The 14,749-nt window shown below is 40.6% G+C and carries 15 protein-coding genes; 7 read left to right on the top strand and 8 right to left on the bottom strand.

Annotated features, from left to right (window positions below; all coding sequences use genetic code 11):
* Positions 1 to 10: 10 nt before the first annotated feature.
* From JWP71_RS13915 to JWP71_RS13905, 3 genes are all read left to right on the top strand, one after another.
* Entirely contained in the window at positions 11 to 1,237 is a 1,227-nt protein-coding gene (locus tag JWP71_RS13915; protein ID WP_299501064.1) for an alanine dehydrogenase, read from the top strand.
* Positions 1,238 to 1,516: 279 nt separating this feature from the next.
* Positions 1,517 to 2,497, top strand: coding sequence for a YihY/virulence factor BrkB family protein (locus tag JWP71_RS13910; protein ID WP_299501062.1), 981 nt, complete (start codon positions 1,517 to 1,519; stop codon positions 2,495 to 2,497).
* A gap of 84 nt (positions 2,498 to 2,581) precedes the next feature.
* Entirely contained in the window at positions 2,582 to 3,793 is a 1,212-nt protein-coding gene (locus tag JWP71_RS13905) for an aspartyl protease family protein (RefSeq protein ID WP_299501059.1), read from the top strand.
* A gap of 30 nt (positions 3,794 to 3,823) precedes the next feature.
* Here JWP71_RS13905 and JWP71_RS13900 read toward each other — a convergent pair whose 3' ends face one another.
* Positions 3,824 to 4,093, bottom strand: a complete 270-nt coding sequence (locus JWP71_RS13900) for a hypothetical protein (protein ID WP_299501056.1) — start codon at positions 4,091 to 4,093, stop codon at positions 3,824 to 3,826.
* A gap of 213 nt (positions 4,094 to 4,306) precedes the next feature.
* On the opposite strand from JWP71_RS13900, the gene JWP71_RS13895 reads away from it, so the two are divergent.
* Positions 4,307 to 4,966 carry a hypothetical protein gene (locus JWP71_RS13895; protein ID WP_299501053.1) on the top strand — a complete coding sequence of 220 codons (660 nt, stop codon included), beginning with the start codon at positions 4,307 to 4,309 and terminating at the stop codon, positions 4,964 to 4,966.
* Positions 4,967 to 5,034: 68 nt separating this feature from the next.
* Here JWP71_RS13895 and JWP71_RS13890 read toward each other — a convergent pair whose 3' ends face one another.
* The 3 genes from JWP71_RS13890 to JWP71_RS13880 are packed head-to-tail and all read right to left on the bottom strand — an operon-like array spanning position 5,035 to position 6,860.
* Positions 5,035 to 5,802: an exodeoxyribonuclease III gene (locus JWP71_RS13890; protein WP_299501052.1), complete on the bottom strand. Its 768-nt coding sequence runs from the start codon at positions 5,800 to 5,802 to the stop codon at positions 5,035 to 5,037.
* Between the two features lie 4 nt (positions 5,803 to 5,806).
* Entirely contained in the window at positions 5,807 to 6,511 is a 705-nt protein-coding gene (locus JWP71_RS13885) for a peptidylprolyl isomerase (RefSeq protein ID WP_299501050.1), read from the bottom strand.
* Positions 6,512 to 6,515: 4 nt separating this feature from the next.
* Positions 6,516 to 6,860 (bottom strand): hypothetical protein, encoded by a 345-nt coding sequence (locus tag JWP71_RS13880; RefSeq protein WP_299501048.1) that lies wholly within the window; start codon positions 6,858 to 6,860, stop codon positions 6,516 to 6,518.
* Between the two features lie 586 nt (positions 6,861 to 7,446).
* Between JWP71_RS13880 and JWP71_RS13875 the strand changes: the two genes are divergently transcribed.
* Positions 7,447 to 9,945 carry a TonB-dependent receptor gene (locus JWP71_RS13875; RefSeq protein WP_299501046.1) on the top strand — a complete coding sequence of 833 codons (2,499 nt, stop codon included), beginning with the start codon at positions 7,447 to 7,449 and terminating at the stop codon, positions 9,943 to 9,945.
* A 315-nt stretch (positions 9,946 to 10,260) separates the two neighbouring features.
* Complete coding sequence (locus JWP71_RS13870) at positions 10,261 to 11,283, top strand: aldo/keto reductase (protein WP_299501044.1); 1,023 nt, start codon at positions 10,261 to 10,263, stop codon at positions 11,281 to 11,283.
* A 43-nt stretch (positions 11,284 to 11,326) separates the two neighbouring features.
* Here JWP71_RS13870 and JWP71_RS13865 read toward each other — a convergent pair whose 3' ends face one another.
* Positions 11,327 to 11,692: a DoxX family protein gene (locus JWP71_RS13865; protein ID WP_299501041.1), complete on the bottom strand. Its 366-nt coding sequence runs from the start codon at positions 11,690 to 11,692 to the stop codon at positions 11,327 to 11,329.
* A 103-nt stretch (positions 11,693 to 11,795) separates the two neighbouring features.
* Here JWP71_RS13865 and JWP71_RS13860 point away from each other — a divergent pair, with 103 nt between their 5' ends.
* Positions 11,796 to 12,176 (top strand): helix-turn-helix domain-containing protein, encoded by a 381-nt coding sequence (locus JWP71_RS13860; RefSeq protein WP_299501038.1) that lies wholly within the window; start codon positions 11,796 to 11,798, stop codon positions 12,174 to 12,176.
* Here JWP71_RS13860 and hemH read toward each other — a convergent pair whose 3' ends face one another.
* The 3 genes from hemH to JWP71_RS13845 all read right to left on the bottom strand — a co-directional run.
* Positions 12,177 to 13,193: a ferrochelatase gene (hemH, locus tag JWP71_RS13855; protein WP_299501036.1), complete on the bottom strand. Its 1,017-nt coding sequence runs from the start codon at positions 13,191 to 13,193 to the stop codon at positions 12,177 to 12,179.
* Between the two features lie 83 nt (positions 13,194 to 13,276).
* Positions 13,277 to 14,128, bottom strand: a complete 852-nt coding sequence (locus JWP71_RS13850) for a 4-hydroxy-3-methylbut-2-enyl diphosphate reductase (RefSeq protein ID WP_299501034.1) — start codon at positions 14,126 to 14,128, stop codon at positions 13,277 to 13,279.
* A gap of 20 nt (positions 14,129 to 14,148) precedes the next feature.
* Positions 14,149 to 14,749: carotenoid biosynthesis protein (locus tag JWP71_RS13845; RefSeq protein WP_299501032.1), on the bottom strand; the 601-nt coding region annotated here is incomplete at its 5' end.

Below are 14,749 nucleotides of genomic sequence, written 5' to 3'. Positions count from 1 at the left end.
ATAAAACGCCATGAGTTCAGGGAAATATAGCGGGTTTTCAGATGTTGCCAAGCAGGCAATGATGCAGCCACAGGAGTCGATGCTTGAAATAAAGAACAAAAAAAATAAACTTTATATTGGCATTCCGAAGGAGATTTCTTTCCAGGAAAACCGTATCCCCCTCACCCCGCTATCTGTCGCGCTGTTAGTTAATAATGGGCATGAGGTAATGCTGGAAAGCAATGCCGGTAAAGCAGCTAAATTTTTAAACCAGGATTATGCCGAGCAAGGCGCGCAAATTGTTTTCGACACCAAAAAAGTTTATGAGGCCGATATCATTATAAAAATAGCCCCGCCTACCTTGCAGGAAATAGAGATGATGAAGCCCGGCCAGATATTGATATCTACCCTGCAAATATCAACCCTAAAGGTCGAATGCCTGCAAGCTTTATTAAAAAAACAAGTTACCGCGCTATCTTTTGAGCACCTGCGTGATGAGGGAAACTCTTTATCGGTAGTAAGAGCCATGAGCGAGATAGTAGGCGCAACCTCTATATTAATTGCTGCCGAATACCTAAGCAACGTATTTGAAGGCAAAGGTTTAATGCTTGGTGGCGTAACTGGTGTACCGCCAACAGAAATTGTAATTTTGGGTGCTGGCACCGTAGGCGAATATGCCGCGCGTACCGCCATATCATTAGGTGCCGAAGTAAAGGTTTTTGACCCATCGATATATAAACTGCGCCGGTTGCAAAATAATATTGGCGCAAGGGTATTTACCTCGGTAGTGCAACCTATAGTTTTAGAGAAAGCCATTACAACTTGCGATGTGGCCATTGGCGCCCTGCGGGCCGAAGATGGCCGCAGCCCTTGTATTGTAACAGAAACTACGGTAAGTAAAATGAAACCAAACTCGGTAATTATTGATGTAAGTATTGACCAGGGCGGTTGTTTTGAAACCTCAGAGATTACCAACCATACCCACCCAATATTTAGAAAATATGATGTTATACACTATTGTGTGCCAAACATTGCATCGCGTGTGGCGCGTACCGCAACTTATGCCTTAACTAATATTTTTACCCCTATTTTGTTAGAGATTGGTGAGCATGGCGGTGTAAAGAATGTTATCTGGCAAAAATCGGGCGTGCGCGAAGCTGTATACATTTACCAAGGCCACCTAACCAATAAACATATTGCCGAACGCTTTTCGTTACCCAGCAAAGATCTTGACCTATTAATTGTTTCGCACCATTAAAGGCCTATTGGGTAGCATATAAATTAATTGTTTACGCTGCCGTTTAAGTACTGCTCTTTGCTGCCCCGCATTTGATAAGCCTATATATCATTAGCGGCTTCACTGCTTTCGGTTTCCCTTACAATTTAAAATATTAATTTTTTAAGTAAAGGCACTAAAATTGCTAAGTAATAAACTAACTACTATTAGTTTAATAATTGCCTGCCGTTAAAATAGCTTAGTTTTTTCATGGCAAAATGTGCGCTTATTTATACCGGTATACAATATATTTTATTTAGTATGAGAATATTTAAGAAAGAGTATCTAAAAAAGCTGTGGAAAATTTTAGTGGCCACCTTTGGCGGCTTTATTAATGATAATGGTTTAAAACTAAGTGCATCGCTGGCCTATTACACGGTTTTTTCTTTAGCCCCGCTTTTAATATTGGTAATTTCATTAGCCGGTTTATTTTTTGCGCATGATGCTATAACCAATAACTTGTATCCCCAAATTGCACAATATGTTGGCAAGTCGGCCGCGCTACAGATACAGGAAATGTTAAAAAGCCTGGCTTTTTCGGGCAAAACCGGTACGGCTGTTATAATTGGTGTAATAACCCTGATGATAGGAGCAAGCAGCATGTTTGTTGAGATACAGGACTCAATAAATATAATATGGAGAGTAAAAGCCAAACCCAAAAAAGGCTGGCTTAAACTAATTCAAAACAGGTTTCTGTCATTCTCGCTTATTATTAGTTTAGGCTTCTTGTTGCTGGTATCATTAGTAATTAATTTTTTGATGGATGCATTAAGTAAAAAGCTGCTTCATTTTTTACCTTATGTAACCAATCTATTAATAAAAGTGGTTAATACGGGCATAACGCTTATTGCAATTTCTGTACTATTTGCCATTATATTTAAAGTATTGCCCGATGTTAAAATACGGTGGAAGGATGTACGTTCGGGCGCCATTTTTACGGCATTACTATTTATGCTGGGCCAATATGCTATAGGCTTATATCTTCAATATACAGCACAAAGCTCGGCCTATGGTGCTGCCGGGTCTATTATTCTATTATTGTTATGGATATATTATACCGCGGCCATATTATACATTGGCGCAGAGTTTACCCAAGTTTATGCCGAAGCTGTGGGATGTAAGATAGAACCTGCCGAATACGCTGTACATGTAGTTCAAACCGAAGTGGAACATACTGTAAAAACATTACCCGCGCAAAATCCCGATCTGAAAGGCGAACTCAAAACGCCCGAAAAAACCTGACATGCCAAATCTGTGTAATTAAGATGCCGTTTTAAAGCGTATTAGTTGTAAATTTAGTAACCAATTAACGCCTTGCTAAATTATATGATACGTATAAGTGCTATATGGTTATCCTGTTTATTAGGTTGTTGTTTTTTTACTACAACGCAGGCACAGTATTTTTCCATGGATAATGTCCGGCGCGTAACTATTCCGTTTAGGTTGGTGCGTAACCTGGTTGTAATAGAGCTTAAAATAAATAATAAAGGGCCCTATAACTTTGTTTTAGATACTGGCGTGGGTTTTATGCTGATAACTGAACCCACATTGGTCGACTCTATAAAAATGGAGGGCAAGAGAACCATAAAAATGTCTGGCTTTGGCGAAGGCGATGATTTTGATGCTTATGTAACGCCTCCATTAAAAATTGATATTCCGGGGTTAATTAGTCATAATGTAGCAGCCGCTATCTTAAAAAAAGATCATTTTAGTCTTTCAAATTATGCAGGCATAGCTATACATGGTTTATTAGGTTATGAGTTTTTTAATCACCTGGCTGTTAATATAAATTTTACAGACAGTGTAATAAGAGTTTCTGAACCAAAAAACATGCGCTTCTTTAAAAAAGGAACAAGCATACCAATAACAATTGAAAACAGGAAACCCTATCTTAATACCAAAGTTGTATATGCCAACGGTACGGCAATAAATAGTAAATTAATTATTGATTTAGGTGCCGGGCATTTTATATCGCTGGAAAATGTACCAAATAAGAACGCGCTTCAAAAAAAATTTATCAGTGCAAGTTTGGGCATGGGGATAAGGGGTCTTATTAGCGGTTCGCTTAGCCGCATACAGGAGGTTGACCTTGGGAAATATAAACTAAAGAATGTGATAGCAGCTTTCCCGGATGAGGAGCGGTCATTTAGTGTGCCGCGTGATGGCAATATTGGTATTAGCCTGCTTAAAAAATTTGATATTATATTTGATTACCCCAATGGCTTGCTCTATTTAAAATCCCGGGCGGGCTTTGGCGCCGTAGATGAGCATGATATGAGCGGCCTATGGTATTACGCAGCCGGAGATGGATTTAATCACCTGATCATCAACAAGGTTGAACCGGGATCGGCAGCTGATGATATTGGCCTGGAAAAGGATGATGAAATAGTATTAATAAATTTTAGGGCGGTTAGTGAAATGTCGTTACAACATATTGATGAGCTGTTCAAATCGCAAAATGGTCGTACCTATTTGCTACGAATTTATCGGGATAAAAAATATTATAACATTCCAATTACCCTTAAACGAAGAATTTAGAAAAGATTAAACTTTAAAAAAATTCAATTACTATTTAAGCTGGCTTATGTTTTCAAAAAACGCCGCCTGCAGGTCAAGCAACGACCGTACATTTACTTTTTCGCCGTACATATCGAAACACAAAAATTTTGAATTTTTTGTGTCACCATCCTTATTTCTTTCGAAGAAATTAAAAGTTTCAAAAAAATAATGATTGGTTGTTATCTTGTTTTTTTTGTCAGTTTGCGATGTGTTAAGCATGAAACCAATAGTATCGATCCATGTATGCACTTTGGTATGTAGGTTACGTATATTATCCATTAGGTTAATAGTTTAGTTGATTTAACGAAAAGAAAGAACATTAGTTTTAACTATCTCAATACTTTTACAAACATTTGTTAACTTATTAACAAAGACTGCACGCGTTAATATTGTAAAATCAAAAGCTTAATTACCTTGCTAAAAAACAAATGAAACTATATGTATAATGTTGCGTAAAAGCTAAATGCTATATATAGTACTTATATCCGAATTATGAAAATCAAATACATATTACCTTTATTTACCTTGGCTGTTATTGGTTTAAACGCTTGTAAAAGCACTACACCAGGCCCAACTGGAGCTAACGGCACCAATGGTACAACTGGAGCTACCGGGGCAACAGGTGCTGCAGGGGCCGTAGGTCCCGGCGGGCCGCAAGGGGTTGCCGGTGCTACAGGAGCCACAGGTGCCGCCGGCCCTGCAGGCGCAACGGGCGCTACTGGTGCAACGGGCGCTGATGGTGCTGCGGGCGCAACAGGGGCTACCGGTGCAACAGGGGCCGCCGGCGCCTCTACAAATATTGGAAGTTACTTATTTACTAATCAAAGTGTTTATTTGGCCGGTAGTACACCGTTTTTGGTGCCGGCAATAACCCAGGCAATTGTTGATCAGGGCCTAATTTTAGTTTATTTTAGAAACACCGGTGTTTCTACATCATGGTTTGCCTTACCATATAGTGAAAGCGGCAATACCTTAAATTTGCAGGCATATGGCGTAGGATATGTAGATCTTAAAGCAAGCTTTACAGCAACGGGCCTCGATATAAGGGTAGTGGTAGTTCCCGGTACTGCACTTACCCCTTTAATGCTACATAACCCGGGGCTTAACTTAAATAACTATAGCCAGGTAGCTGCCGCTATAGGTATCAATTAAAAACCCTAACTATATATATAAAGAGGCCGTATCAATTGAATTTTGATACGGCCTCATCTAATTTCTATTTAAAACTCCATCTCCAATAAAACCGGGCAATGGTCAGAATGCTTTGCCTCGGGCAGTATGGCTACGCGTTTAATGTTATCTTCTAATTCTTTACTGGCCAAAGCATAATCAATGCGCCAACCCAGGTTTTTAGAGCGGGCGTTAAAGCGGAAACTCCACCAGGTATAATTATGCGGCTCTTTGTTTAAATAGCGGAAAGTATCCACATACCCCGATTCCATAAAGTTCTCCATCCATTCTCTTTCCTCGGGCAAAAAGCCGGATGATTTGGCGTTTGATTTTGGATTATGAATATCAATAGGGCGATGACAAATATTATAATCGCCACAAATAACCAATCTTGGGTGAGTCACCTTAAGCAGGGTAAGGTATTTGCCAAACTCATCTAAAAACCGAAACTTAAATGCTTGTCTATCCTCGCCGCTTGAACCCGACGGGAAATAAACGCTCATTACCGATACCTCATCAAAATCAACCCGGATATTACGTCCCTCGCGGTCAAAATCGGCTATGCCGCATCCATATTCTATATGATTTGGTGTGCGTTTGGTAAATATTGCGGTACCGCTATAACCTTTTTTCTCTGCCGGGAACCAGTAGTGCTGGTACCCTATTTGCTCTACCAAATGCAGGTCGGTTAATACATCAGGCGTAGCCTTAATTTCCTGCAGGCAAACAACATCGGCATCGGTAGCCTGTAGCCAGGCCAGCCAGTTTTTGTTGATAGCCGAGCGGATGCCGTTAACGTTATAAGTGATTATTTTCATTGTGTTATTTAGTAAGGCCCAATAGTTTATCTAACTGCCTGCATTCTCTTTTCTTCAATAAGCTTACCGTCATGGGCACATTTTCCAACGGACGATCATTCTTATCTTTCTTTACGGCAGCAATACGGTCCACCATATCAATACCTGTTACTACCTCGCCATATACAGTGTAGGCCTGGTCAAGGTGCGGTACGCCACCAACTGTTTTATAAATTTCGCGCTGCGATTGGGGTATTACCCTGTCTTTCATTCTTCCTTTAATCAGTTTATCCAGATCCTCATCAGTAAAGCGTTTCCCTTCTACAATATAAAACTGGCAGCCGCTTGATGCTTTAGTTGGGTTATCATCACGGGCAGCGGCCAGCACACCGCGTTTATGGAACAAGCTATCCCTAAACTCGGCAGGTACGGTATAGCCAACATCGCCATTACCCAATTCGGCACCCGGTTTGTTTTTGCTGGTATCTCTTGAATCAGGATCGCCACCCTGTATCATAAAGTTTTGTATCACCCTATGAAACAATGTGCCGTTATAGAAACCTTTTTTAGTTAGCTTGATAAAATTATCGCGGTGCTTTGGGGTTTCGTTGTATAATCTGATGATGCAATTGCCATAAGCTGTACTTACCCGTACATATTGGTTTTTGGGTGGTTTAGCAAACGAGGTAAGCGTTATTAGTAAAAGAATTGCGGTAATGAGGTTTTTCATATTGCTAAATATTTTCTTCCTCAAAATAGTTAATTATTAAGGTTTTTAGTGTCATTTCCTGCTCTAATAAAGTATAATTTGGAATAGTTTTTACCAGTTTCCAGTGTGGCCAGCCATCCTGGTCCAGGCCTTCCAGCTCATAAAACCCCATCAGGCTAAATAATTTGCAGTTGGCTATATGCATCAGCTCTTCTTTTTGGCGCTTGCTAAATTTACGCGGGCCTTGCCCTAGTTCCTGCACACCTATTAAAAATAACATCACTTTAACATCGGGTTTTTCGCTGTCAAAATCTTCTGCTATCCTTATTTGTAACTCACTCCATTTTTTGTTGATCTCTGCCGGTGTCATGGCAACAAATATACATTGATGGCTTGGATGTTTATAGTTAAAACGGCATTGGTATTGCAACTATATTGCTTTTGTGTATTGGTTTTGCATTTTAATGCGTAATTTCGGCTTTATAAAAAAAGCTACCTGCTGATTTGAAAAGGAACAAGGCAAATATTTTTTACTCCTGGCTGTTATTAGTCTGCTTTATAGCGGGCCAGTGTGTGGTTTATGCGCATCAGCACAGAAAAATTGCAGGTAGTGCCAGCAATTCACATAAGTGGGCTAAGAATCAATCACATACTGTAATTCAGGAAAAATGTGCGTTGTGCGATGCTATGCAACATGCAAATGCGGTAATTAACCACTACAATTACGTTAGTCCCAATATTGTTACAAATCATTTTTATACCGTTTATAATTATGAGTTTATAAGCCTTGCGCTTGTATTGTCTGCCGGGCGTGCTCCCCCTGTTTTAGCATCCTGCTAATATAATTGATTGTTTTAAAATCGTTCAAAACAATTTCTGATTCCATTTTTTAAGAGCAAATAAGTATGAAGCTATTCACCAAAAAGAATAGGCATATTTCAAAAACATAAATCATAATGAGACTAAATATAAAATTAATTGGCCTGCTGTTTATTTTACTGGCAGGTTCTATCATAACAAAAGGTGCTGATATTGACCCCGGAGCATTAACGGGAACGGTAACCGATAAAAAAGACGGCACGCCCATAATAGGCGCAACCATAAACATACCCGATCTGAAAATAGGCACTAATACTGACGCTAATGGCAAGTTTGCAATAAACCGGCTATCAAAAGGAGTTTATTTAGTGCAGATAAGCTATTTAGGTTATTCAACATTTACCCAAAAAGTTGATTTTTCTAAAACTACGGTATTAGATGTGCAGTTACAGGAATCATCTATCGAAACCGGCGAGGTAATTATTACCGGCGTGAGTAAAGCTACTGAGCTAAAAAGAAGCCCGGTACCTATGATAGCCGTTGGTAAAGCATATATTGACCAACGTTCGGCTGCGGGTAATGTAATTGATATGATAGCCAATTTGCCGGGTGTAAGCGCGGTAACAACAGGACCCAATATTTCAAAACCATTTATACATGGCCTGGGCTATAACCGGGTTATTACTTTAATGGATGGCATACGCCAGGAGGGCCAGCAATGGGGCGATGAGCACGGTGTTGAAGTTGACCAAAATTCGATTGACCGGGTAGAGGTTATAAAGGGCCCCGCCAGTTTATCTTATGGGTCTGACGCTATTGGCGGTGTTGTTAACTTAATATCGCCGCCACCGGTGCCGGATGGCACCATATTAGGATCGGTGCAGGGTACGTATGGCACCAACCAGGGCTTATTAAATAGCTCATTCAGGTTGCAGGGCAACAATAATGGTTTAATATGGGGAACAATACTTTCGGCCAAAGAAGCGAAGGATTACCAGAACCAGCATGATGGGCGTGTTTATGCTACCGGATTTAAAGAAAAGGATGCACGTGTAATGGTGGGGCTGAATAAATCATGGGGATATTCATATTTTAACGCTTCATTATTTGATGATGAGCAAGACATCCCAGATGGCAGCCGCGATTCTGTGACGCGCCAATTCACCAAACAAATTACAGAGAGTGATCTGTATCGGCCAATTGTATCACAGTCAGAATTAAACTCATACGCCATACCGGTTCTGCATCAGCATGTACAACTTTACCGCATCTATAATAACAGCAGTTTTAATTTAGGTAACGGTAACCTGATAGTTAACTTAGGATACCAATTTAGTCATCGCAGGGAATATACACACCCCGAAGATGCCACCATTGCCGGTCTTAACCTGCATTTAACCACCTATACTTATGATTTTAAGTATAACCAAATTATTGGCAATGGTTATGAAACTACTTTTGGCCTTAACGGGCAGTACCAGAACAATACTATTGGCGATGCTACCGCTTTCCCAATACCGGCATATCACCAGTTTGACATTGGTCCGTTCTTTATTGTGAAAAAGAGCTTTGGTAAATTAGATCTTTCGGGAGGAGCCCGGTATGACCGCCGTTCATTTAGCGGACAAGCCGCTTATATTGATACCAGCAGCAAATATCCGCAATTATATACCGGCAGCAACCCTACCGGCACACCGAGTGTATACAGCCAGTTTACCGCTTTAAATAAAACGTTTACCGGTATGTCCGGAAGCTTTGGCGCTACCTATAATTTCTCGGATGCATTTTTATTGAAGGCAAATATTTCGCGTGGTTTCCGTGCGCCAAGTATTGCAGAACTCTCAGCCAATGGCCCCGACCCGGGCTCGCAGATCTATCATGTAGGTAACAGCAGCTTTAAGCCCGAGTTTAGTGTGCAGGAAGATATAGGCGCTTTCATTACTTTACCAAATGTATCGGCCAGTGTTGAGGTATTTAATAATAATATTCAGAACTATATATACCAGCAGCAGGTATTAAATCCTGATGGTTCGCCTGCTGTTAATCCCGCATTCCCTCTTTATGCCATATTTACTTATACACAAAGCCATGCACGCATTAATGGGGGCGAGGTTAGTTTAGATATTCACCCAACATCGTGGCTGCATTTTGAAAACTCTGTTGCATTAACTTATGGTACCAACTTAGGCAATGGCGGCAAAGTGCCTGATAGCTTGAAATACCTGCCATTTATACCGCCAGTGCATACGCACTCAGAATTGCGCGGAGCATTTAACAAAGGGTTTGGCGCTATTAAAAGCTTATATGCTTTTGTTGGCTTAGATCATTATAGCGCGCAGAATCGGTTCTTCTCTGCTTACGGCACAGAAACCTATACAGCGGGTTATAACCTGTTAAGCGCCGGATTAGGCGGCAACCTTGTTAATAAAGCGGGTAAGAAAGTAGTAGAATTATTTATTGAAGGCACTAATCTTGCCAATGTTAACTATCAGTCAAACATGAGCAGGTTAAAATATTTTGATAATACCAATACTGCACCCGGCGTGCAACGAGGTATTTTTAATATGGGCCGTAACGTAAGCTTTAAAGTGGTAGTGCCTTTTGATCTGTCGCCGCACGCGGAGAAAAAGATATAAACAACACACGCACACCCCGAAAGTGAGGCATTTATTAATAGCGATGGATTTCAAATTCATCGCTATTTTTTTGTAATAGTGAACCTGTTTACCCGTTAAATGTTATTACCGTACCGTCCCAGGGACACGTCGATACACCTGGGACACCTGGGACACCAAAAAATACAATTAACTGAAAACAAGCATGCTAATAATTATTGTCAGCAATCCTTTCAAAGGTTATAGCAAAAGATCTGTTTAAGTATCCTGGTTTTAAAATTTAGTCCATCAAAATACGTTTTTATTAATACGTTTGTTTAAATAAAGAGATCTATCATGAACTACAAATTATTAGGACGGTCTGGCCTAAAGGTTTCTGAACTTTGCCTGGGCACTATGGGTTTTGGCACAGAGGCCGGATGGGGTGCCGATAAAGAAACCAGCTTTGCCATAATGGATGCCTTTGCAAATGCAGGAGGTAATTTTTTAGATACGGCAAATGTGTATAAACTGGGTACCAGTGAAAAAATAATAGGCGAATACATACACAACCATAGCCGGGATTACTTTGTGCTGGCTACTAAGTATTCATTAAAGGATAACACCACCAACCCTAACGCATCGGGCAATAACCGGAAGAATATGATGCGCAGCGTTGAGGAAAGCCTGAAACGCTTAAAGACCGACTTTATTGATGTACTATACTTGCACATTTGGGATGATATTACCCCGATTGATGAGGTGATGCGTGCCATGGACGACCTGATACGGCAAGGAAAGGTAAACTATGCGGCCATAAGCGATACACCTGCCTGGGTAGTAGCCAAAGGTAATACTTTGGCCGAGCTAATGGGTTGGAGCCAATTTGTGGCCCTGCAGGTAGAGTACAGCCTGATACAACGCGCTCCCGAGCGCGAATTGATACCGATGGCCAAACATTTTGGGATGACGGTTACACCATGGGCGCCATTGGGTGGCGGTGTACTAAGCGGTAAATACTTACGCGGCGAACAGGGCCGAATTAAACCTGAAAGCAAACGGCTGGATGAGCGCAGCGTAAACATAACCAAAGCTGTTGTTGCTATTGCTGATGAATTCGGCGTATCGGCAAGCCATGTAGCATTGCAGTGGGCCATGAGCCAGGGATTTTCGTCTATTCCGATAGTTGGTGCAACCAAAGTAAGTCAGCTGGAAGATAATCTGAAAACTATTAATGTTACTTTAAGTAAAGAACACCTGCAAAAACTGGACGAGGTAAGTGTAATAGACCTGGGTTTCCCCGGCGAGTTTTTTAAAGAGGACGCGGTGAAAATGAATTCGTTTGGCGGGTTTTATGATAGGGTAGAGAAGCGAAATTAATCAAGCTTACAAAGTTGTTAAACCTTGTAAGCTTGAATTGCATTTATACTGCTTTGTTCATTTTATGATAAGTAATATAAGATGCTATTAATATTCCCATAATAATAACAGGCATAATACGCATACTTATAGGATCGCCTGAAGCGGTGTGTGCTATAAAGGCAGAGATAAATACAATAGTGAATGCCGCATAGGCCCATTCTTTAAACCTTACTGCAACGGGCGCCAGTAATAATATTGCCCCAATCAATTTACATACAGCCAATTCAACTCTAAAATAATCAGGGTATCCTAAATGATGAAATCCCTTCGCCGCAGTATCCTGTGTTACGTAGGCATAAGCAGAGAACATCATCATTAATGCCACTATTCCGGTTGTTATCCAATAAGTAATTTTTAAGGTTTTCATTTCTGTTTTTTTTATTTCAAAAATAGATATATTTACTATCATTTATATACTACTATCCTAAAGGATAGTGGTATCCTTTAGGATAGTTAGTTAATTAGCATATATGGAAACCGGGGCCGACAAGATTATACATACTAAAGAAACTTGTAATACAGACGTAACTGCTGTTAGAGATACATTATATGTATTAAACGGTAAATGGAAACTGCCTATAATGATTGCATTAACCGGTAGCCCAAAGCGATTTAATGAAATACAACGCGCATTGGAGGATATTACGCCTAAAATATTATCCAAAGAGTTAAGAGAACTTGAATTAAACGAGTTTTTGGTACGCAAAGTTTCTTCAACAGTGCCCGTTTCTATAACGTATGAGCTTACACCTTACAGCAAATCACTTGAAAAAGTATTGGAAGAGTTGAAAAATTGGGGTATAGAGCACCGCGAAAGAATTATAGCCAGCAGACGGAAACCCGCGGCTTAATTAAGCTCTAGCCATTTTCTCCAAAGCATCAATAAACATTGGCGAGTCGTTTAAGCTCTCTACCAATTGTACATGCTCGCCGCCTAAGGCGCGAAATTCGCCGCCATACTCCTCGGTAACTTCGTAAACGGTTTCCAGGCAATCTGCAACAAATGCGGGGCAAAATACCAATAAGCGTTTCTTGCCTTCTTTAGCCAATTGTTCTACCACCTTGCTGGTATAAGGCTGCACCCATGGATCATTGCCTAATCTTGATTGAAAACAAACGGTATATTTTTCTTTAGGCAGGCCCATTTTTTCGGCAATCAGGCGCGCCGTATCATATGATTGTGCAGAGTAGCAAAATTTATTGGTGTCGTTCAGCGTATTGCAGCAGCCATCAATCTGCAGGCAATAACTGTGGGTATGATCGCATTTTTTTATTTGCCTTTGGGGCAAACCATGAAAGCTAAATAAAACATGATCGTAAGTTTCGGGCTTATATTTAAGGCTATTGTTAGCAAAGGTTTCTATCATCAGTTCATCATTATGAAACGAATTGATAAAAGAAATATCAGGGATAGTTTGCCAGCTTTTAACCAGCTCCATCACTTTATCATGCACAGAACCGGTGCTTGCCGATGCATATTGAGGAAATAAAGGAATAACCGTAATATCACTAACCAATGCATCCTTCAACCTTTGTAAAGCCGACTCGATAGACGGGCTTTGATAGCGCATGGCTAATTCAACATGGTACTCGTCGCCTAAGCGTTCCTGCAATGCCTTATGTTGTAGTTTGCTGTAATACAATAAAGGCGAGCCGGTTTCGGCGCTCCATATTTGCTGATATAGCTTGGCTGATTTTGGCGCACGAAATGGCACTATAATGCCCTGCACTAAAAATGTACGCAATACCGGGTTAATATCTATTACCCTTGGGTCCATTAAAAACTCGTTTAAATATTTCCTTACATCCGCGGTACTCGGACTATCAGGCGTACCCAGGTTAACTAATAGAATTCCTTTTTTCGACATAATTTAAGTGCGCAAAAATAACAATATTACAAGAAAATTGTATGTGGCAAATACAATTGCTCCACCTTTAGGGAGGCGGGGGGTTAATACTTCTCCAACTCCGCCTTCACTTCTTCCATCAGCCACATAGGTGTAGATGTCGCGCCCGCTATACCTATCTTATCGCCGGGTGCGAACATGGATTGTTGTAACTCACTGGTAGAAGAAATAAAATAAGTATCTGGATTATGCTTGCGGCAAACCTCAAACAATACCTTTCCGTTTGATGATTTTACACCAGACACAAACACAATTTTATCAAAGTTTTTTACAAAAGCGGGCAGGTCCTTATCTCGATTTGATACCTGGCGGCAAATGGTATCGTTGGCATTTAGCTCATAACCCCGTGCGGTTAGTTCTTCCTTTACCTGGTAAAACTTTTCCATGCTTTTGGTGGTCTGGCTGTAAAGCGTAATGTTTTGCGGCAGGTCCACATTATCCAGTTCGGCAATATCCTGAAAAACCAGCGCCTCGTTGTTGGTTTGTCCTTGCAGGCCAATAACCTCGGCATGGCCATGTTTGCCAAATATTAATATTTTTTCGTTGGCGTCAAATGATGTTTTTATGCGGTTTTGCAGTTTCAAAACTACCGGGCATGAAGCATCTATCAGGGTAATATTGTTTTCTAACGCGGTACGGTAAGTATCGGGTGCTTCGCCATGGGCGCGTATCAGCACTTTTTCGTTATGCAGATTTTTTAACTCCTGGTGGTCAATAATGCGTAAGCCACGGGCCTTTAGGCGTTCTACTTCTTCATCATTATGCACAATATCGCCTAAGCAATAAAGGTAGCCATCTTCCTCTAAAATATCCTCTGCCATATCAATAGCATAGATCACCCCAAAGCAAAAGCCCGAATCTTTATCTATAGTAACCTGTAACTGATATGCTGCCATTGCAATACAAATTTACACCATTAGTATGATAGTAGCGCCAAAAAAAATATAAACTGACTAACCAGCAACACAGCGCCCACCATACTTTGCTTTTTAAACCGGGATATTTCAAATATAGTAAGCAGCGCCAGGCCGATAATAAACCAACATACATAATTTGTAATTGGGATAGTATTGCCTGCCCAGTGCCAATAATTAAATTTAACGGCTACAGGCTCTATAGCAGCATCCAACAAAACCAATATTAGCGCGCCCACCGGCATGCGCACCCAAACGGGTTTGATACGGCTTTGTTGTAACAGCACCCCAACAGAATAGATCAATATAAACCAGTTAACGCCAATTATTAGCGGAACAGCGTCAAGTTTTAAACCCAATACATCGCCATAAACATAATTGCCAAATATCATCCCGGTATGTACGCCTACCCACTCAACCGCAAAACCAATAATAAATATAACCGCAAAGAAAAGTGCGAATTTTGTGTTTAACCGGTCATGGGTAAAGACCAGGATCAGCAGCATCAGCAACAAATGGTAAGGTACCAATTGCAGGAAAAACGGACGTGAAATATTTATGGATAGGCCCATCAGCCCAACTAAATGAAATAGTATAATTAGC

Origin of the sequence: Mucilaginibacter sp. (assembly GCF_028287845.1) — a bacterium.
In the GTDB taxonomy this organism is placed as follows: domain Bacteria; phylum Bacteroidota; class Bacteroidia; order Sphingobacteriales; family Sphingobacteriaceae; genus Mucilaginibacter.
The sequence above is the reverse complement of the archived record's forward strand: the minus strand, read 5'-3'. Positions and strand labels throughout refer to the sequence as shown.